Origin of the sequence: Desulfurobacterium sp. TC5-1 (assembly GCF_000421485.1) — a bacterium.
GTDB lineage: Bacteria > Aquificota > Aquificia > Desulfurobacteriales > Desulfurobacteriaceae > Desulfurobacterium_A.
In genome coordinates this window covers 1059076-1077095 of sequence record NZ_ATXC01000001.1, presented here as the reverse complement: position 1 = coordinate 1077095, position 18020 = coordinate 1059076, and the positions used below count along the sequence as shown (strand labels likewise).

The window sequence follows — 18020 nt, the reverse complement described above, 5'->3', positions numbered from 1 at the left end:
TAAGCGATGAGAAAGATAATTGTGATTTTTGGAATTTACTTAACTGTTTTTGGTTTTCTGTTGACGGCACATGCATCCTCTCTATTTGTCTATCTTCAGTTTGAAGAGGTAAAAAAACCGATAAAGATAGGAAGTATATCAATTGAGAATAAAACGCTAACCTTAAACAAAACATTCAATCCGACAGAAACGCAGAAACAATTTTTATTGGGCACCTTCCATCTCAAAGGAAAAATCCATTCTATAAAAATGAACGACAAAGTCTATACTTTGGCATCAACCCTGAACATCAAAGATAACAGTGTAAAGGCTGTCTTTATTAAAACAACAAAAAACGGAATCTACGTTGCCTCTCAAAATCTTCTCTCTGTAAAAGATAAGGTTCTGTTTTCAATTCCAGACAAAAATGCCGTAGGCGTAATAGATGGTGATTCGGGACTTATTGCAGGATTTATCGGTTTTAAAGAGAAACCTTCCGGTATTGGCATGATAGGTGACAGAATTTATGTCGGCTTTAAAGGCCTTCCTATCGTTTCAGTTTTATCAATGGAAAACGGGTTTCCTGTTTCAGATATATCCATCCCAGGAGCCGGTTCAGCTGAAATAAAAAGTGTAAAAGGGAACCTTTACATTTTATCTGCCAGCAGACAGAATCTTTTCATATACGACACATCATCAGGAACTTTGAGCAGTATCCACTTTCACAGGAAAGTTTCAGACTTTTTTATAAACAATGCAACTAATTCAATTCTCACTGCCGACGGCGGAACCGGCGACATAAACATCTTCAGTCTAATTAACGGAAGGCTAACCGGTGCTGTTACAATTCCCGGTAACATTGTTTCAGTGTGTGGAGACAGAGAAAATATTTATGCTGCTGACAGTTTTACCAGTTCTATAATTAAATACTCCTTGTTATCAAAAACATCAGATTCAGAAGACATGCCAGAGAAACCTCTAAAACTCAGAATATCCGAACACCTGCTCTTCGTTACAACTCCTTCAAAAGTCATTGCTCTTGATACATTCTCTTTAAACCCATATATCACTTTTAATATAAAAAAAAGTTCTGAAATTTTAATCGGTAACGACAAATTGTTCATCTTTTCAAAGACCGGAAAATATTTTATTATCAATAAATCTTCCCTCTCTGTAGAAACGGTGGGGGATATACCGGGAGCAGTTTTTCAAGCCGCTTTAAACAAATCCGAGGGGTAAATGAAAAAAACGTGTCCATTCCTTGACGGATGTACTTTCATAAACTACATAAAAATAGAAGACACATGGGACAAAATAGTTACGCTGTTTTGCAGAGCAGATTACGAAAACTGTCACAGATACCTGAGAAAAAAATCGGGTGCAAGTGTTCCCGAGGATTTGTGGCCACTTGAAGACGTAGCCGTATCAGAAATATTAAAAGAACTTGGATTTGAATTTAAAAAGCATCTGCAGATGTACAGGAGGTACTTTTTAGCGTTTAAAGGCTCTTCATTATTTAGAGAAATTCTTTCAAAAACGATCTATTCAATAGAATCTATAGAAAGAAAGCACGAAAAAACTTTTCTTAAAACTTTTTTTAAAAACTACTATGACGAACTTTTCATAAAAAACTTTAATCAGGAATTTTTTACTCGGATGGCTAACTTTTACGAAAAAGAGAAAATCGACGATGCTCTCTTTGACTCCATGTTTTTAATGTACACATCCGACCTGGCGGAAAACCTCTATACCTGGCTCTCTACAACGCTCAACAATCAATTTTTGCAAACCCATATTCTGTCAACATTTGTAAAGTTAAACACCCTGTCCCTCCTATTTTTAAAGAAAAATCAGAAGCTCATGCATGAACTGGAAATTCTTTACCGTTCTCACATAAAACTATCAGAGGTCAACAAGGAACTCTATACGGATCCATTGTCAGGGGTTTACAGCAGACGCTTTATGGAAGATTTTGGTGAGGACATCATAAACAGATTTACATACTTATTATTTATAGACATAGATAATTTTAAGGAAATCAACGATACCTGCGGACACGATGCCGGTGATGAGGTTTTAAGAACGCTGGGCAGCATGTTCAAAAAGCTCCTGAGGGACAGAGATGTTATCATAAGATTTGGAGGAGACGAGTTTTTAATTGCCGTGGATACACCTACAGAAGAGTTGGCCATGAAGGTGGCAAAAAGGATTCACAGTTCTATTAGAAAAATGGAAGTTAACTACGAAGGTAAAAAAATAAAAGTTACAGTATCTGTAGGAGTCTGCAAAATCGACAAGGAAAAGAGCTTTGAAGAGAACCTTAAAAGAGTTGATAAAGCTCTATACCGGGCTAAAAATAGCGGGAGAGACAGAATCGTTTTATCCGAATAGCTAAATAAGTTCTACAATTTTTCCGGTTTTTCTTATTTTACCTCTCTTTTTTAATTGAGAAACTGCCCTGGAAACTGTTTCCACGGTAAGGCCAAGCTCCATGGCAACAATCGTCGTTTTAAACTCCAATCTTCCACTCTCATCTGCCTTATGGACTATATAGTCGTAAACTCTGGAAACCGCGTCTTTCAAGCTTAAATTTTCAACAAGACTGACAAGGTGAAAGAGACGCTCTGAAAGAATACCTATCATCTTCATTGCAATATCTGGATTATTTTTAATAATATTTGTCAACTCTTTCCTGTGGAGGAAAAGAACTTCTGTATCCTCAAGGGCTACTGCGTTTGCCGGAAAATTTCCCCCTTTTAATGCTCCTGCCTCACCTATCATTGAAACGGGCGCAAAAATCCTTAACGTCTGTTCTTTTCCACCAAAAGACTTATACAACTTAACCTTACCGTGTGTAAGAATGTAGATACCGTTAGCCTCGTCGTAAGAAGAGAATAAAACCTGCCCTCGATGGTATCTTCTGTAAATGAGAACATTCTCTATCTTCCTGATTTCCAGATCTGTAAGTGTGGAGAAGAGAGGAAGAGATTTCAAAACATGCACAGGAACACCCCGGTAATCTAATTTTTAAATATTCTATCAAGAATTTCCTCTACCCTGTGTTTAAACCACTCAAAAGGTGCATGAAAGACCATACGGGGTCCACTGTATCTCATTACTTCTCTTATCCGTTCTCTCATTTCAGGTGTGTAGCAGTGAACGGGACACTTTCTACAAGAAGGTTTCTTATCGCCGAAAGGGCAAAGGTCAAGTCTGCTGAAAGCGTAATCTTTTAAAGACTGACACTCTGGACACAAACCCTCTCGCGTTCCGTGTTTTCCGTGGCAGAATACTAAAATCATTTTCTCTATAGTTCTCTTCTCTTTTTCTATTCCCATAATCAATTCCGATTATAGCAGAGGGAAGGCTTTAAAGCCTTCCCTCTAAGGGAAAATATTGAAGAGGAGGAGTGGCTGGTATCATATACCCAGAGCTTCTCTCTTTTTAAGAATATGGGCTTCAATACCATTGGCAACTTCAACAGGATCATCACCAATGGCTATCTTACCACCTGTGAGAGATTCAACATCTTCAAGGAGAAGCTTTACAACCTTATCTGAACCTGTAACCGGTGGAGTTGGTGAAACATGGGTGTAAAGTCCCATGGCAACGGCTGAAAATCCATCAATAACCGCTTTCTGCTCCATATACTCAGGTGCGGTAACAGCAACGGGAAGGTCAGCCGTATCAACGCCGAGCGCATTTGCTATTGCAACAACTGTCATAACAATTCTTCCTGTATCTGTACAGGTGCCAAAAGAGAGAACCGGTGGAATACCAAGAGCCTTACAAACACCTTTCAACCTCTCACCTGCATACTTCTCAGCAGCTTCAAGCGTCTCAAGTCCCGCCTGCTGAAGGCCTGCGTTACCGCAACCGGCGCCTATGACTAAAATGTCTCTCTTTATAAGTTCTCTGGCAAGATTAACAGTAAGGCTGTCCTGAGGTCCGTTGGCAAGAGTAGTACAGTTAACGAGCGCAACAACACCCTTAATATCGCCGGACTTTATAACCTCAAGAAGCGGCGTCAAACTTCCGCCAAGGGCGTTGATAATTGCCTCAGCCGAAAATCCAACTATAGCCTTCTGCCTGTATTCTGAAAGATTCTCTCCCTTAACAGTTGCTTTCCTCTCCTTGAAGTTTTCGATAGCCATCTCTATTATTTTTCTTGCAACCTCTTTCTCATTTCCCGGCCTGTACTCAAGCCTTTCAGCTCCCGGTACGCCTATGATGTTTGAAACTGCAACAAGCTTGAATTTATACTTATCTGCATACTCCTTAAGGTTTGCAAGAGAACAGTTCATATCCATTGCAAAGACATCAACAGCTCCTGTTGAAAGATAGTATTCAATACCTATCCAGTTTGCTGTAAGACCTGCAAAAACCTCATCAACAGGATTTCTGGCAAGCAGTTCCTGACCTGTCTCAATAGAGCCAACAACTTTTATACCTTTTGCACCTGCCTCCCTTGCCATCTGCTGAAGCCTTTCATCCTTTGCAAGCTCTATGAGAGCCTGACCAACAAAAGGCTCATGACCGTTGGGAAGGATGTTAACGTATTCCGGGTCAAGGATACCTAAATCGACTTCTCCCTCATGGGGCATTGGTGTTCCATAAAGTGCATCCTGCATAAGTTCAAGAGGAACTAAGGCACCAAACAGGGAAGCAACGCCGTTTCTTAAAGCGGCAAGGGCAAGGCTTATATAATCACCGTCAATGTTTGTCATACCTCTTGCAACAGAATCTACAAGCTCCTGAAGCGGACCTTTAGAAAAGATACCCAATTTACGGAAAACATCCTTTCTTGACTGTGGTGCCAGCTTTTCAACAAGCGTTGACTCCCTGTTTTCAGCAAGAAGCTGGAGATATTTTTCTGCCACTGCCTTTGCCTTTTCGTTAAGTTCAAGAGACTGGTCAACATCAAAGATATCAGCTAAAAGGTCTATCTTTGAAGCATCCTTTATGGTAAATATTGTCTTTCCTTCAGCTGTAGCTTTCAGTGTTTCAGCAACCTCTCTGGCATGGTACGTGTAGGCGGCAAGTCCCATATTTGTCTTGTGAAGGAGGTTTCTCATAACAATGCCGTGAGCATCTATACCACACACCCCTCTCGGTGTTTGTGGAGTAATACGGCAGGGACCCATTGAACAGAGCTGACAGGAAACACCCTCTTTGCAGAATTTGCATCTAACCTTTTCCATCGCTTCAAATCTGTCGGCAACATTAGAGAGCTGCGCTTCTTTTACTCTCTTATACATATAGTTGATACTTTTGTGGAAACTGATAACATCGTTTCCGTTCTCTTCCGGCGCACCGCCAAAAAGCTTCTTGAACATCTTCTCCTCCTGAAAATTTAGTTTTATTATCCATTCTCTTCTAAATTTGTTAGAATAGACCTGTGATATCTTTGATTTACGTCAAGGATTCCTTTATTTTCACCATACTTAACAGGAATGATTACCATTCTTAAAGAGGAAAGTGTTGAACAGTAAGGTTTATTCCGGAATGAAGAAAACTTTATCATCAATGACTATAAACGATGTTATTCAAATTGAAAAAAGCGATCCCCAGTTTCAGGCAATTAAAGAACTCTCCACCTACTACAAAGATAAAAGAGTTTCTTTTGTAAAACTCGTGGTTATAAATGCTCTCCTCTCTTACCAGCTACCAATGAGAGGTGAAGAATACTGGAAAAGGTTTTCTGAGTTTTTTTCTGTCCACAGCAGAATTGAAGACTTTCCAGAATTTTTAAAACTGAACAACTATAGGCTTTTAAAAACGCGGCTTAAAAGATTTGAAAAGGTTAAAAGAGCCGTGGACGAGATTTTTAAAACAGAAAATGATGTGGAAATTGCAATGAAAGACATAAAAGGATTATTGGATAAACTTTCAAAAGCCCTTAAGCAGAGAAAAGATGCAAAAACCGTTGTCTTTGCAATAAAAATGTTTATCTATGCATGCCGTACAATGTATGATGAAAACCTTACCGCACCGAAAGGTATATTCATACCAATGGACAGCCGCATCCGCTCAATTTCAGAAGATAAAAATTTCTGGAAAAGATTGGAAGAAGAGACGGGAATTCCCCTGATTCACATTGATGCAGTTTTATGGCTATCCCACAAAAAGTGGAAAGTTTAGGATAAGTCTGCGCTAATCCTTTCCTTTTCAAGGCAGTGTCATCGCACCGTGTTGCGACAGCGAAGAAGGAGGTCTCGCCCGCCTTAAAAGGGTGGTGGGGATGGGCTGTCCGCAAGCTCATGTCCGTGGAGGGTGCAGTAGCGCCCTGTGAAGCGGGAAGAAAGTCACTGGCAACTTTCCCGCTAAAATCATATTATTAGTATAACCTAACCCGAGGAGGTGTTGCATGATTATCGCTATTCCGGCAGTAGAAACGGAAGTTAATGGAAAAAAGCTCATAAGTCCTCACTTTGGAAAAGCACCTGCATTTGTGATATTCAACGGAATAACGGGAGAATCGATGCTTGTTGAAAATCCAAAGAAACGAGCAGGTTACGGAGGTGGACGATTAATAGCTGATCTCTTTATGAGAAACGGCGTTGATGTAGTTCTTGTGAAAGAGATGGGTGAAGGAGCGTTCTTTAACCTTCAAACCGCCGGCATAAAAATTTTCCTCATACCCGAAAATATAAAGTTTGTAGAAGATGCCATAAGCCTTTACAATGAAGGAAAACTACAACCACTTACACAGCCTTCTGAAGGCGGACACCACCACTGACGGAGAAAAATATGAAGTGTCACCTGTGTAACGATAAAGGATGTTACCGTGAAGGAAAGGTATGTCAGAAATCCCCTGAATTACATACTCTTCCAAAAGAAGACCTGAAGATGCTAAAAACGGCTTCCGAAATAGAAAAAGAATTCTACTGCAAAATGACCCGAATAGAGGAAATCGTAGAATTTTCAAAGAGAATGGGATACAGGAGAATAGGCATAGCGTTCTGCATAGGGCTTTTCAATGAAGCAAAGACTGTCGCAGAAATCTTAACCAAAAAAGGATTTGAAGTTTTCTCAGCCATTTGTAAGATTGGAAGCGTAGATAAAGAAACACTGAACATACCAAAACTTAAAGAAGGGAAAGAAGCTGTATGCAACCCCATAGGACAGGCAAAAGCCTTAAACGAAAAGGGAACAGACCTTAACATAGTAATAGGCCTTTGCGTCGGCCACGATATTCTGTTTCAGAAATACTCTGATGCACCTTCAACAGTATTCATCGTTAAAGACAGAGTACTCTCTCACAACCCTGCAGGTGCACTTTACACACCGTACCATCTGCGTAGAATCATGGGGGAATGATATGAACTTAAAAAAGACTCAAAAATTTCTAAACTTCACGGTTTTCGTTATCTTAACCGTTATAGAGATTTACAGAACCTTCAAAACAGGGTATCCTCCTATATTCTCTCCATTTGATTCCCTACTGCTGTTAACAGCAGTATTTGCACTAATTTCAGGACTCATGGAAACAGGTATAGCAGGAACTATCCTGTCCATCTTTTTAACTATTCCTCTATTTTTTCTTCCACAGTCTATCAAGGAAATACCTCCCATTATAAGAACGCCTCTATTTATCATCCACGTAACCTCTGCCATGGTATCCTACGCAATTTTTCTATCTCTGTCGGTAATAGCACTGTTTGATTTAAAGAAAAAAAATTTAACCTATAAGAAACCTCTACTACTTGGATTTCTCCTGTTTTCCGTATCTATGGTTATTGGTGGAATATGGGCTTACCTTGCCTGGGCAGACCTGTTCCCTTTTGAACCGAAATCCCTTTTTTCTCTGTTTTTATGGTTTTATACCGCATTTCTCCTGCACGTGGAAACGGATAAGGCATTCAAGGAATTTAAACATTATTTCATCGCTGCTGCCGGTGGCTTCGTTCTCTTCTCGTTCTTCGGAATAAACTTCCTCTTCGGAGGAACACATGGTTTCTAATCTAATAAAGTCAAAAAAAGTTTTTCTGGTTCTTATACTACTTTTCTTTCTAACTTCATTTATCGTAGTATTCTCAGGTAGAGGAACAGTGATAAACGAAATGGGCCTTTATCGATTTTTTCCTGTCATGCCGCTCTATCTGAAAATTCCCATAATGGTAACAGCTTTCCTGCTCTTTATAACAGGGCTTCAGACCTTTCTCTGCTCACTCTTCTCCTTTAAAAAACTATCCTTGAAAAATATTGTTCATATCAGCGGTGGTTTAACGGTTGTCCTATGCATCCTGTTTCTGTTTCTTCCTGTATATCAGTTCAGGGGCTTTCCTGAAGGCGTCGTAAGGGGAGGAGACATTAAAATAAAAGTGGAAAATGTAAGTGTAAATCCTCAAACCATGTCAGTTACCGCAAGAATTTCGATAGAGAAAAATAAAAAAATTGTTGAAGGCACAACTTCTTTTAACGATCCTCTGATAACCAAAAACGGTGTCGTGTGGATATCGGGAGTGGACTCAAATGGTATGATTTTCAAATACCAGCCTTTCTCTATCTTGCCCTTTGTAACGCTTTTATGCGCTGTCTGTTTTGTTATCTCCCTTTCAATCCAGACGGTAAAAACCTTCCTCAGAAAATAGAAAGGGGCGGCACAAAGGCCGCCCCCGAAAAATATCAAAGGAACATTAAACATCGTAGTAGAGGAGAAACTCCATTGGTGTCGGTCTGAGTCTAACAGGGTCAATCTCCTCTGTCCTCTTGTATTCAATGTAATCCTCGAGGAATTTCTCTGTCATTACGCCACCTTTTGTAAGGAACTCGTAATCCTTCTCAAGGGCATCAATCGCTTCTGCAAGAGAACCGGGAACTGTTGGAATGTCTTTGAGTTCCTCCGGTGGAAGATCGTAGAGGTTTTTATCAACGGGCTCGCCTGGGTGAATCTTGTTCTCAATACCATCAAGACCTGCCATGAGAAGTGCCGTGAATGCAAGGTAAGGAGCACCTGAGTTGTCAGGGAATCTTACTTCAATTCTCTTGGCCTTAGGATTTGTTACAACGGGAACCCTGATAGAAGCAGATCTGTTTCTTGCTGAGTAGCAGAGGTTAACAGGCGCCTCAAATCCAGGAACAAGTCTCTTGTAAGAGTTTACTGTTGGGTTTGTAAATGCACAAACTGCCTTGGCGTGCTTTATAATACCACCGATGAAGTAGAGAGCTGTTTCAGAAAGTCCGGCATAGCTGTCACCATCAAAGAGGTTCTCACCATCTTTCCATATAGACATGTGAGTGTGCATACCTGTTCCGTTATCGCCAAAAAGTGGCTTGGGCATAAATGTTGCAGTCTTTCCAAACATCTTAGCAACATTTTTAACGATGTACTTAGCCCACATGATGTTGTCAGCAGCTGTTATAAGATCTCCAAATCTAAAGTCAATTTCGCACTGACCGCCTGTAGCAACTTCGTGGTGGAGGCACTCAACAACTAAGCCAGCCTCTTCCATTTTAAGAGCCATCATCTTTCTTATATGGTCAAGAGCATCTACCGGTGGAACAGGGAAGTAACCACCTTTTGGCTTAACTTTATGACCAAGGTTCGGTCCCTCTTCTTCCCCTGTTCTCCACCAACCTTCTTCAGAATCTACAAAGGCAAAGCTGTAGTTTGTTCCAGCATCAAACCTTACATCATCAAAAATGAAAAATTCAGGCTCAGGACCACAGTAAACGGTATCACCGATCCCCGTTGACTTAAGGTACTCGAGTGCTTTTTTCGCAATGTTTCTTGGGTCCTTCTCGTAAGGCTCTTTTGTAACAGGATCAACAATGTCAGCAATTACGACAAGTGTGGGAACCTCAGAAAGAGGATCGATGACAGCTGAGGTTGGATCAAGCTTGAACATCATGTCACTTGCATTAATTGGCTGCCACTGTCTGATTGAAGAACCGTCAAAGAAAAGTCCCTGCTCAAAAGACTCTTCGGAAATCTCATGGGCTGGAAATGTTACATGGTGCCATGTGCCGAACATGTCAGAAAATCTGAGGTCAACGAACTTAACCCCTTCCCTCTGGATAAGCTCTACAACTTCCTTAGCGTTACTTGGCTTCATATCTACCTCCTGCAGGATATTTCTAAATTTAATCAAACAGCTGCATCTCCTTTTTCACCTGTTCTTATTCTAACAATGTCCTCAACAGGAATTACAAATACCTTACCATCACCAATTCTTCCTGTTCTGGCAGTATTAACGATAGTCTCTATAACCTTTTCTGCCATGTCGTCAGAAACAACGATTTCGATTTTTATTTTAGGTATGAAATCTACCACGTACTCGGCACCTCTGTAAAGTTCAGTATGTCCCTTCTGCCTTCCGAAACCTTTTACTTCTGTAACGGTAAGACCATGAACGCCGATGTCTGTTAGAGCGTCCTTAACCTCCTCCAGTTTGAAAGGCTTGATGATAGCTTCTATCTTCTTCATTATGTCCCTCCGTCCGTTTTAGAATTCACCTCGGGTATTATTTAAACAAATTTCTTGCCAAATTGGAAGGAATGGGAAAAGTTTTTGGAAAAACTTTGCAGAGAAGGCGTTAATTAAATTTCAGGAGAAGAAATGTGCACTTTTTTTGTGCACTAAAGAGATATATTGAATAAATCAAGTGCAGAAATGGCGGAGGCAGATAGGAATCGAACCTACCGTCCCGCTCTTCGCGGGACCACCGGATTTGAAGTCCGGGGGAGACACCAGCCTCCATCTGCCTCCTTAAAAGTTTAAAATTAAATATAGCAATCCCGCTTGTAGTGTCCACTTGCGCCAAACTTTACGATATAATTGATAAAGTTTTATCGGGGGAGAGGAGTCCTTGAAAAAGATAGAAAAAAGAATGCCTTCAGAATTTGGAGAGGATAGAATCCTCGAGATAGTCATGAAATTTAGGCCTCCTCTTATTATTGCACTAATAACTATAATGGTTTCCACCATCGGATATATGCTCATCTCTCATGTCAGACTTTTAAAGGCTTTCTACATGACTATCCTGACCGTCACGACCATAGGTTACGGCGAAATGTGGAATATGACAGCAAAGGGAAGAATTTTCAACATATTGGTAATGACTTTCGGCGTTGGAAGCGTAATGGGTTATTCCATAGCCGTTCTAATAAACATAGTCACATCAGGCGAAGTAAAAAAAATCGTGAGGTTTAGAAAGATGGTTTCGGACATAAATAACTTGAAAAACCACTATTTAATATTTGGACTAAACGACTATGTTGTTCATCTTACAAGAGAATTTAACGGAAAAGGTATTCCATATGTCGTAATCAGTAACTCCGAAAATATTGAAGATTTTGCAAAGAAAAACGACATCAAATTTTACCTCAATCTTGATCCTTCAAATGAAAATACCATCTATCTCGCCAATATAGAAAGAGCAGTTGGCGCGATTGTAGCGGAAACTGAGGATTACAAAAATCTCGCCATAACTCTTACTGTTAAAAATGTTGCTAAGAAGTTAAAAATCAGAAATTTTTTCATATTCTCTATAATCAACAATGAAAACTTTAAAGAGAAGCTTAAACTCGTTGGTGCAGACTATGTTGAAACAATACCAGAAATCACCTCAAGACGGATAGCCTCATTAGCAGAAAAACCACCAATATTTGGCGAAAGATCGTTTTTAGAAGAGCTCCTTTTTGGAGAAGAAACCTTTATAGATATTGAAGAGCTATTAATTACACCCGAATCACCAGTATGTGGTAAAACATTGAGGGAACTTAATCTTAAAAAGCAGTTTGGAGTAACGGTAATAGCAATAAAAAAAGAAGACGGAAGCGTTGTGTATCTTCCTGACGAAGCAACCGTCCTGGAACCCGGTGATATATTAGCCGTTGTGGCACCCAAAAAGAATCTTAAAAAAGCTGTAAAAATATTTGTTAAGAGTGGCGTTCTTTCAAGAGGCGTTTTATTAAAGAAAAAGCTGAAGGAGAGGGAAGATGGATTGGAGTAAAGTTTGGACTTCTTTCTTTGTAATGATGTCACTTACAACAACTGTAGGATTCATATACGATGGTGATCCCTACGCACTCATAGCATCTGTAACCTTCAATTTAATAGCAACCCTTCTAAAACTTGGAAGCAAAAAAACGTTGAGTGCCGAACTTCTATCGACGAGTCTGGCAGCTGACCTCCACTTAATTCCGGCACTTATATTTTACGAAATAGGAACAAGGATGAGCCTTGTAAAAGCAATGGCATGGGGTGGATTGGTTGCAAATATATTCTCCGTTGTCCTCATAATCATTGAAACAGTCATAGAAACGAGAGAAGATAACTGGTTATAAAGGCAACCGTCATTAATTTTTATAAACACTCCATAATTTGAATGATGAAATTTAGCTTTATTGTAAAAAATCTACTATAATTAATCTGGATGCATTTGTGGTTTTCGCTTTGAGGGGAACAAATGAGATTGACTTTGGGTGCAAAGATTAAGAAACTCACCATATCCATGCTTATTATATTAATCACAGTCTTTCCTCTGGCGGCTCATGCTGTGGTCAACAACACAACTCCCATTGACCAATATCTTAAGAAAATAGAGGAAGATATTTCCAAAGGAGAAAACATAAAAAAAATAAATGAAGAAATAAAGAGATTGATGGAGATAAAAGATTCTTCGTCAATATTCTATCTGCCAGAGATAAACTACATAACCGGAGAAAAATTTGAGAACGTTCCTCCATCTTCTGTAGATAAGATAAGAGAGAAAATCATAAAAATAGATATTGGCGTAAGTACTGCTACCGTTGGAATAGTTATTCTCTCTATTTTTACACTTATATATGCTTCAGATAGGTTGTTTTCTTCTGAAGCAAAAAGAAACATTGCTGTTTTCATTGGTACAATTTTAATAATATGTGGACTAATATTCCAAAACATTCCATTCTATTTAATATTCGCCGCAATTGCAGGGTTGGGACTTCGTTTTAAAGAAAAAATACCTTTTTCTATAGCTATGATCTTTCTCCTGCTTCTCCACACATGGGGCGTAGGTGCAGAAAAAGGATATTTTAACTACATCTCTAATCCCGAAAACCTTTTGTATGTGAAACTGAACAGGGACAACTATGCTCCCCCTTTTTTAATCGGCAAGGCACCTGCTAACATGGTCAAGATAGCTTCCATAGCGAACAAACAGGCACTGCTTCACAAAATAGACACTAAGAAACTTAAAGACCTGGCTGAAGAGGTTCGTGATAGAAAAATGAAAGCTATTTTATATAATAACTTGGGGTGTGTTGCTTTCCAGAAAGGTAACCTTAAAAAAGCCATTAATCTATTCAAAAAGGCAGAAGGATTCTATCCAATGGTTAAAACTTATTACAATCTGTTTATAACCTACTCTTCTCTGCTACAACCTCAGGAAGCGGAAGCGTATTCAAAAAAACTTGAAGAGGCAAACTTTTCTTTTAATAGAACGATTCCTCTAATAGCCAACATCAGCGACATAGGTTTTCCTAAACCTGATTTTTCTATACCTATTTATAGCTTAATCGCTATCGTTGTAGGTATCCTTTTAGGTTTAGCAGTAATGAATGTAAAAAAAGCAGCAGCCCTTATCAGTATAAATCCATTTTTCAGTTATCTTCCAGGGTACAGACTGTACTATGCAAACAGATACAGTGCTCTGTTCCTGCTGTTGGGAGCCATCATGGCTCTTGAAATCATCATAGGGAGCATGCTATGCTCAATGAACCTGTAAAGGGAAAGATAAACGACTTTGAGCAGTTTCTGAAATTACTTGAATTTTTGGGAGACGATGTTCTTTTCAGACTGAAATGTGGAGACGAGCACATAACTTTCTGTGCAGAACAAGGAACGTTTACCATAGTTTCAAATGGAAACTCTGTAGATGTTCATGAACTTAAAAGAAAACTGTCAAAATGGGTTATTCAAGGAAGGAAAGAAATAACGTTTACAATAATTCCAGCACTCGATAAATGTCCTGAAGGTGAAAAAATAAGTAAAGATGAACTGATTAAAATAGTTGAATCCATAAAATATATCCGGCAGATACCGTCGAAGTTCAAGATAAAGATTATTGATAGCGATAAAGTTCCTGCTATTTTAAAAACCTTCTCCAGGTATCCTGTAGAAAGGGAACTTGTTTTAAACAGTTCATCATTTTCTCTCCTTGATCTATGCACGTGGGAAAATGATGGTATTATTGAAATTCAAAAGATAAACCTAATGGACAGAATAGCTCCTCTGTTTGCCGGAATCACTTTTATCTTCATTTTTGCAGCAATTGTTGTTGCCTTCTTTCCATATGGAAGGACAATTGTATCCTATGTGAAAATGCAGCAAATAGAAAACGAAATAAATGCCAAAAGAATTTTAAACTACAAATTACCGGAAAAACTGCCTGTGAAAGATGCCTTCTTTAATAACATATATTATAAAAACGGCTATTTGATAAGCCCCGGACCGGACAGAAAGCTGGGTACATCTGATGATTTAGTATTAAAATTGCCGGACCTCAGCAACTCTTCACTGTTTGTTATTCCGTGAGGCAGGAATGAAAATATCGTTAATAGGATTTATGGGATGCGGGAAATCAACCGTTGGAAGACTGCTATCAAAAAAGCTTAACTTTCCATTCATTGACATAGATGAAGAAATTGAAAAAAAAGTAGGCACCTCAATACCGGAAATATTCAGACAATTTGGTGAAGATTTTTTCAGAGAAAAAGAAATAGAGATTTTTAAAGCAATAATAAGCAACTTCGATAAAGTGATAATATCCACAGGCGGTGGAATGCCGTCCTACAAAAATAATCTTAAGATATTGAATGAACACTCTATATCTATCTATTTAAAAGCAGATTTTGAAACTTTATGGGAAAGAATAAAGGCTGATAGCAATCGACCGCTTGTAAAGCGCGGGAAAAATGAACTTATGAAACTCTACAAGACAAGGGAAAATTTTTACAAAAAAGCAAAAATCATAGTCAATACGCAGAATAAAACGCCTGAACAAATTGCAAATGAGATTATGGAAAAGATCGTCAAATAATATCCACGAATTTCTCAAAGTCAGAAGAATCGGAAAATTCATAAACAGGCACATCAAGAAGGTAAGACAGCGTTTCTCTGTTTGTTTCCGCACTGACATCTGATGCTTTAAAGTTGTTTAAGAAAACACCCCTAACCGGAATGTTATTGTATTTGCAAACCTCAACTGTTAAAAGTGTATGGTTAATTACACCCAACTTATTCAAGGCAACAACAAAGACCATATCTGCTATTTCTCTTGCTAAATCGAGGAAGGTATAACTTCCTGATATTGGAACCATTATACCCCCAGCACCTTCCGCTATTAAAATCTCATAGTGTTTTGACATATTCAGCATTTTCGTTTTTATGTATTCAACATCTATCTGCCTTCTTTCCAGCCTTTCCGCAACAGCGGGTGCAACTGGTGTTTTAAAAGAGTAGATCGGCGGTATTTCCATACCGCATACGTCAGAAATCTTCCTGGCATCTTCACACACAGGGTTGCATCCTGTCTCAACTATCTTCAGCCCTGTTACATCTTTCCCACTTTTAATTAAAATCCTTAAAAAGTTAACTGTAAAAAACGTTTTGCCAACACCCGTATCTGTTCCGGTAACAAGAATTATCATTGAACAAACTTCCTCGCTTTCAATTTTTTAGAAATGGTTTCAGCAATTTCAAGTTCCTGTTTCTTTGCTTTTTCGATAAGGTTAGAAATCTCCATCTGAAGCTTCTTCCTCTCATTTAAGGAAAACCGGGAAAAATCAATTTTTGAAAGTTCACGGGCAAGTTCTGTCGCCGTTTTGTAATCACCATCTTCAATGGCAATAGCCATCTGAGACATTATTTCCTTTAAAGTTTTGATTCTAACTCCTCCCACGCACTCTTTAATTCTACCATTATATCAATTATCCTTCTAAGAAGTTCAGTGTCATTACTGGTGTTAACCTTCAAAAGAGACTCCTCAATAAAATCATAGAGAGCCCGCAGATTCTTTGCTATCTCACCGCCCTTTTCCATATCAAGGGAAGCGTTTAAAACTCTCACTATATCATGTGCTCTAAGGATATTATCAACCTTCGTTTTAACATCGCTATCTTCAATTGCTTTAACGGCAATGCTCATACACAGAATAGCCTTTTCATAAAGCATCACCAGTTGTCTTACAGGTGACGCTGTCTCAACGTCCATTTTTAAATAAGGATTAACCATCCGCCACCTCTTTATGCACCTGTAGTTGTATTAACAGAAGTTCCCGGAATAATAGAAGGTGTTCCAAATGTCTGTGTTATCCTGGCCTGAACTTCCTGCATCTTAGCCATATAAAGCTGTAACTGAACAAGTTGCTTCTTCATACTTTCTATTTCTTCTGAAATACGCTTATTTGTAAGCTCTATCTGGTCTTCTATGTAGTTTATCTGATTGTCATAACTCTGCTGTTCTGTAGAAATAGGGCTATCTACACCCGTAATATAGATGAGATAATCGTAAAGGTTATCTTTCAAGTCTTTAGTAAGAGCATCCTCGAGACTCCCAGGATTTGTCGAAAGAATCTCGTCAACTTTAGAAGTGTCTATAGAAAGATGGCCTGTATCTTTATCCACTTCAAAAATACCAAGCTGAAACAGGGGATCGAGTTTGTCAAAAAGTGTTGAACGGATGTCCTGAAGTGTAAAATCTCCTGAAAGCGCTCCATCTTTACCGGTGTATTCTTTTACAAAGTCAACTATGGAATTGTAAGCTTCTACAAGCTTTTGAAGATTGTCCTTTACCTGACTATAATCATGGTCAATTGTAACTGTAACAGGTGAGCTTGTAGGCGTTTCTACAGTAATCGTCATTCCAGGAATCACACTGGTAAAATCATTCGTTGAACTCGAAACCTGTGTACCGTAAATTTCTATAATTGCATCCTGAGCTGTTTGCACATGGCTATTAACGTAGGCATCTCCCAGCTGCAGAACATCAAGTAAATCACCTCCACCTGTTTCAGTTATTGAAATGGTATTATTGGCACCTGTATCAGCTCCGGAAAGCAGAAGCCTGTAATTTGTTCCATCAAAAAATACCGTTGCTTTAACCTTATCCTGAGCAGCATTTATTGCGTTTGCAATTTCCTGAATGGTGGAAGGCGTATCAGTTGAAGTATCGGCATCGTAATCTATCGTTGCCACCACATCTCCGCCATAAGAAATCTGGAGTGTCCCTGCCGTTGTTGCCACAGCTGCCGTTTCATCGGAAACACCGGCCTGGGAAAGCCATACATCTTTCTTCGCAGTTTGAACAACAGAAAGGTCAAAAGAAGATGCATCCACTGCTGTTGGATCTGTAATAGTAACATTCACCGCGGATTCGTTAGACACGGAAACAGACTTCTGCTCAAAGATGGAATCATCAAAAAGATCATTTGCAACATCCTGAAACTTTTCAAGTAAAGAATCAAAACTTGAGAGGGCAGATTTTTTATTTTGAAGCTCTGACTCCCTTTGTTGATAATATTGAATCTGAACGCTTTTAATAGAGTACATCTGATCCAGAATCTGCTGGTAATCAAATCCACCTACAAGGTTGCTTAAATAAAGTTCTCCTGCCATATTTGTCTCCTTCAAGCCTTTTCACGGAGCAGCAGTCCGGTAATTTCGTCTATATACTTTGCAATTTTTATCATGTATTCTGGAGGTATCTGTCTTATAACCTCTTTCGTCTTGGTGTCTATCACTTTTATAACGGGTATCTCTTCCCCATCACCTATTTTTTCAATCTCTATTTTTAACTGGGTATTAAGCATGGAAAGCTTTTCTTTAAGGTCATTTAAAAGTTTCTCCATTTCCTGTGGGGAAAGCTTTTTCTTTTCCTCTTCCTGCACTGCCTTTCTGGTTTGATTTTGAACTCCGATACGAACATTTCTTCCCACATTCTGGGGATTATTCATTTGAATAGTAGCCTGAATATTAGCAACATTCTTAACGTCCATCTTTTACCCCGGATTGCATTTAACCCTATCTACTAATTTATCACTTTCCTGCCCTTTCCT

22 protein-coding genes and 1 tRNA gene are annotated in these 18020 nt (G+C 39.0%); 12 read left to right on the top strand and 11 right to left on the bottom strand.

Annotated elements, in window-relative coordinates; translation table 11 throughout:
- Positions 1 to 6 precede the first annotated feature (6 nt).
- Positions 7 to 1218, top strand: a complete 1212-nt coding sequence (locus tag H153_RS0105540; RefSeq protein WP_022847147.1) for a hypothetical protein — start codon at positions 7 to 9, stop codon at positions 1216 to 1218.
- Positions 1219 to 2370: a GGDEF domain-containing protein gene (locus tag H153_RS09935; RefSeq protein ID WP_052168197.1), complete on the top strand. Its 1152-nt coding sequence runs from the start codon at positions 1219 to 1221 to the stop codon at positions 2368 to 2370.
- On the opposite strand, the gene H153_RS0105530 is transcribed toward H153_RS09935, so the two are convergent.
- The 3 genes from H153_RS0105530 to cooS all read right to left on the bottom strand — a co-directional run bounded on the left by H153_RS0105530 (position 2371) and on the right by cooS (position 5315).
- Positions 2371 to 2982, bottom strand: a complete 612-nt coding sequence (locus H153_RS0105530) for a Crp/Fnr family transcriptional regulator (RefSeq protein WP_022847145.1) — start codon at positions 2980 to 2982, stop codon at positions 2371 to 2373.
- Between the two features lie 17 nt (positions 2983 to 2999).
- Complete coding sequence (locus H153_RS09410) at positions 3000 to 3317, bottom strand: nitrous oxide-stimulated promoter family protein (RefSeq protein WP_022847144.1); 318 nt, start codon at positions 3315 to 3317, stop codon at positions 3000 to 3002.
- An 81-nt stretch (positions 3318 to 3398) separates the two neighbouring features.
- Positions 3399 to 5315 carry an anaerobic carbon-monoxide dehydrogenase catalytic subunit gene (gene cooS / locus H153_RS0105520; RefSeq protein WP_022847143.1) on the bottom strand — a complete coding sequence of 639 codons (1917 nt, stop codon included), beginning with the start codon at positions 5313 to 5315 and terminating at the stop codon, positions 3399 to 3401.
- 145 nt (positions 5316 to 5460) lie between these two features.
- Here cooS and H153_RS09405 point away from each other — a divergent pair, with 145 nt between their 5' ends.
- The 5 genes from H153_RS09405 (at position 5461) to H153_RS0105495 (ending at position 8573) form a co-directional block, all read left to right on the top strand.
- Complete coding sequence (locus H153_RS09405; RefSeq protein ID WP_022847142.1) at positions 5461 to 6120, top strand: N-glycosylase/DNA lyase; 660 nt, start codon at positions 5461 to 5463, stop codon at positions 6118 to 6120.
- Positions 6121 to 6346: 226 nt separating this feature from the next.
- A complete protein-coding gene (locus H153_RS0105510; protein ID WP_022847141.1) occupies positions 6347 to 6718 on the top strand; it encodes a NifB/NifX family molybdenum-iron cluster-binding protein in 372 nt (123 codons plus the stop codon).
- Between the two features lie 11 nt (positions 6719 to 6729).
- A complete protein-coding gene (locus H153_RS0105505) occupies positions 6730 to 7299 on the top strand; it encodes a DUF1847 domain-containing protein (RefSeq protein ID WP_022847140.1) in 570 nt (189 codons plus the stop codon).
- A gap of 1 nt (position 7300) precedes the next feature.
- On the top strand, positions 7301 to 7942 hold the full coding sequence (gene ccsA, locus H153_RS0105500; RefSeq protein ID WP_022847139.1) for a cytochrome c biogenesis protein CcsA: 642 nt from the start codon (positions 7301 to 7303) through the stop codon (positions 7940 to 7942).
- Entirely contained in the window at positions 7932 to 8573 is a 642-nt protein-coding gene (locus tag H153_RS0105495) for a hypothetical protein (RefSeq protein WP_022847138.1), read from the top strand. Before ccsA ends, H153_RS0105495 begins: the two co-directional genes overlap by 11 nt.
- Before the next feature lie 45 nt (positions 8574 to 8618).
- On the opposite strand, the gene glnA is transcribed toward H153_RS0105495, so the two are convergent.
- The 3 genes from glnA to H153_RS0105480 all read right to left on the bottom strand — a co-directional run bounded on the left by glnA (position 8619) and on the right by H153_RS0105480 (position 10690).
- A complete protein-coding gene (gene glnA / locus H153_RS0105490; protein ID WP_022847137.1) occupies positions 8619 to 10037 on the bottom strand; it encodes a type I glutamate--ammonia ligase in 1419 nt (472 codons plus the stop codon).
- Between the two features lie 32 nt (positions 10038 to 10069).
- Positions 10070 to 10408 (bottom strand): P-II family nitrogen regulator, encoded by a 339-nt coding sequence (locus H153_RS0105485; protein WP_022847136.1) that lies wholly within the window; start codon positions 10406 to 10408, stop codon positions 10070 to 10072.
- Between the two features lie 187 nt (positions 10409 to 10595).
- Positions 10596 to 10690 (bottom strand) — tRNA-Sec (locus H153_RS0105480).
- A gap of 100 nt (positions 10691 to 10790) precedes the next feature.
- On the opposite strand from H153_RS0105480, the gene H153_RS0105475 reads away from it, so the two are divergent.
- From H153_RS0105475 to H153_RS0105455, 5 genes are all read left to right on the top strand, one after another.
- Positions 10791 to 11936 (top strand): potassium channel protein, encoded by a 1146-nt coding sequence (locus H153_RS0105475; RefSeq protein WP_022847135.1) that lies wholly within the window; start codon positions 10791 to 10793, stop codon positions 11934 to 11936.
- Positions 11923 to 12270 (top strand): DUF6394 family protein, encoded by a 348-nt coding sequence (locus tag H153_RS0105470; RefSeq protein WP_022847134.1) that lies wholly within the window; start codon positions 11923 to 11925, stop codon positions 12268 to 12270. The genes H153_RS0105475 and H153_RS0105470 overlap by 14 nt, the downstream gene beginning before the upstream one ends.
- 122 nt (positions 12271 to 12392) lie before the next feature.
- The gene (locus tag H153_RS0105465; RefSeq protein ID WP_022847133.1) at positions 12393 to 13691 is read left to right on the top strand and encodes a tetratricopeptide repeat protein; all 1299 of its coding nucleotides are present in this window, start codon (positions 12393 to 12395) and stop codon (positions 13689 to 13691) included.
- Positions 13673 to 14500 carry a hypothetical protein gene (locus H153_RS0105460; RefSeq protein ID WP_022847132.1) on the top strand — a complete coding sequence of 276 codons (828 nt, stop codon included), beginning with the start codon at positions 13673 to 13675 and terminating at the stop codon, positions 14498 to 14500. Before H153_RS0105465 ends, H153_RS0105460 begins: the two co-directional genes overlap by 19 nt.
- Positions 14501 to 14507: 7 nt before the next feature.
- On the top strand, positions 14508 to 15005 hold the full coding sequence (locus tag H153_RS0105455; protein ID WP_022847131.1) for a shikimate kinase: 498 nt from the start codon (positions 14508 to 14510) through the stop codon (positions 15003 to 15005).
- Here the strand turns inward: H153_RS0105455 and bioD are convergent.
- Genes bioD through H153_RS0105430 form a run of 5 tightly spaced genes read right to left on the bottom strand, consistent with a single transcriptional unit; the run spans position 14998 to position 17960 of the window.
- Entirely contained in the window at positions 14998 to 15615 is a 618-nt protein-coding gene (gene bioD / locus H153_RS09400; RefSeq protein WP_022847130.1) for a dethiobiotin synthase, read from the bottom strand. The genes H153_RS0105455 and bioD overlap by 8 nt on opposite strands.
- The gene (locus tag H153_RS0105445) at positions 15612 to 15830 is read right to left on the bottom strand and encodes a hypothetical protein (protein WP_022847129.1); all 219 of its coding nucleotides are present in this window, start codon (positions 15828 to 15830) and stop codon (positions 15612 to 15614) included. Before H153_RS0105445 ends, bioD begins: the two co-directional genes overlap by 4 nt.
- A gap of 8 nt (positions 15831 to 15838) precedes the next feature.
- Positions 15839 to 16198, bottom strand: a complete 360-nt coding sequence (gene fliS, locus H153_RS0105440) for a flagellar export chaperone FliS (protein WP_022847128.1) — start codon at positions 16196 to 16198, stop codon at positions 15839 to 15841.
- Between the two features lie 11 nt (positions 16199 to 16209).
- The gene (gene fliD / locus H153_RS0105435) at positions 16210 to 17580 is read right to left on the bottom strand and encodes a flagellar filament capping protein FliD (RefSeq protein WP_022847127.1); all 1371 of its coding nucleotides are present in this window, start codon (positions 17578 to 17580) and stop codon (positions 16210 to 16212) included.
- A gap of 11 nt (positions 17581 to 17591) precedes the next feature.
- Positions 17592 to 17960 carry a flagellar protein FlaG gene (locus H153_RS0105430; RefSeq protein WP_022847126.1) on the bottom strand — a complete coding sequence of 123 codons (369 nt, stop codon included), beginning with the start codon at positions 17958 to 17960 and terminating at the stop codon, positions 17592 to 17594.
- Positions 17961 to 18020 lie beyond the last annotated feature (60 nt).

Excerpts from the sequence above, each read along its gene's own strand:
- ccsA (WP_022847139.1), top strand. The coding sequence starts at position 7,301 with ATGAACTTAAAAAAGACTCAAAAATTTCTAAACTTCACGGTTTTCGTT.
- H153_RS0105510 (WP_022847141.1), top strand. The coding sequence starts at position 6,347 with ATGATTATCGCTATTCCGGCAGTAGAAACGGAAGTTAATGGAAAAAAG.
- fliS (WP_022847128.1), bottom strand. The coding sequence starts at position 16,198 with ATGGTTAATCCTTATTTAAAAATGGACGTTGAGACAGCGTCACCTGTA.
- H153_RS09410 (WP_022847144.1), bottom strand. The coding sequence starts at position 3,317 with ATGGGAATAGAAAAAGAGAAGAGAACTATAGAGAAAATGATTTTAGTA.
- H153_RS0105485 (WP_022847136.1), bottom strand. The coding sequence starts at position 10,408 with ATGAAGAAGATAGAAGCTATCATCAAGCCTTTCAAACTGGAGGAGGTT.
- H153_RS0105460 (WP_022847132.1), top strand. The coding sequence starts at position 13,673 with ATGCTCAATGAACCTGTAAAGGGAAAGATAAACGACTTTGAGCAGTTT.
- bioD (WP_022847130.1), bottom strand. The coding sequence starts at position 15,615 with ATGATAATTCTTGTTACCGGAACAGATACGGGTGTTGGCAAAACGTTT.
- H153_RS0105470 (WP_022847134.1), top strand. The coding sequence starts at position 11,923 with ATGGATTGGAGTAAAGTTTGGACTTCTTTCTTTGTAATGATGTCACTT.
- glnA (WP_022847137.1), bottom strand. The coding sequence starts at position 10,037 with ATGAAGCCAAGTAACGCTAAGGAAGTTGTAGAGCTTATCCAGAGGGAA.
- H153_RS0105455 (WP_022847131.1), top strand. The coding sequence starts at position 14,508 with ATGAAAATATCGTTAATAGGATTTATGGGATGCGGGAAATCAACCGTT.
- H153_RS0105465 (WP_022847133.1), top strand. The coding sequence starts at position 12,393 with ATGAGATTGACTTTGGGTGCAAAGATTAAGAAACTCACCATATCCATG.
- H153_RS0105430 (WP_022847126.1), bottom strand. The coding sequence starts at position 17,960 with ATGGACGTTAAGAATGTTGCTAATATTCAGGCTACTATTCAAATGAAT.
- H153_RS0105540 (WP_022847147.1), top strand. The coding sequence starts at position 7 with ATGAGAAAGATAATTGTGATTTTTGGAATTTACTTAACTGTTTTTGGT.
- H153_RS0105505 (WP_022847140.1), top strand. The coding sequence starts at position 6,730 with ATGAAGTGTCACCTGTGTAACGATAAAGGATGTTACCGTGAAGGAAAG.
- cooS (WP_022847143.1), bottom strand. The coding sequence starts at position 5,315 with ATGTTCAAGAAGCTTTTTGGCGGTGCGCCGGAAGAGAACGGAAACGAT.
- fliD (WP_022847127.1), bottom strand. The coding sequence starts at position 17,580 with ATGGCAGGAGAACTTTATTTAAGCAACCTTGTAGGTGGATTTGATTAC.
- H153_RS0105445 (WP_022847129.1), bottom strand. The coding sequence starts at position 15,830 with ATGTCTCAGATGGCTATTGCCATTGAAGATGGTGATTACAAAACGGCG.
- H153_RS09935 (WP_052168197.1), top strand. The coding sequence starts at position 1,219 with ATGAAAAAAACGTGTCCATTCCTTGACGGATGTACTTTCATAAACTAC.
- H153_RS0105495 (WP_022847138.1), top strand. The coding sequence starts at position 7,932 with ATGGTTTCTAATCTAATAAAGTCAAAAAAAGTTTTTCTGGTTCTTATA.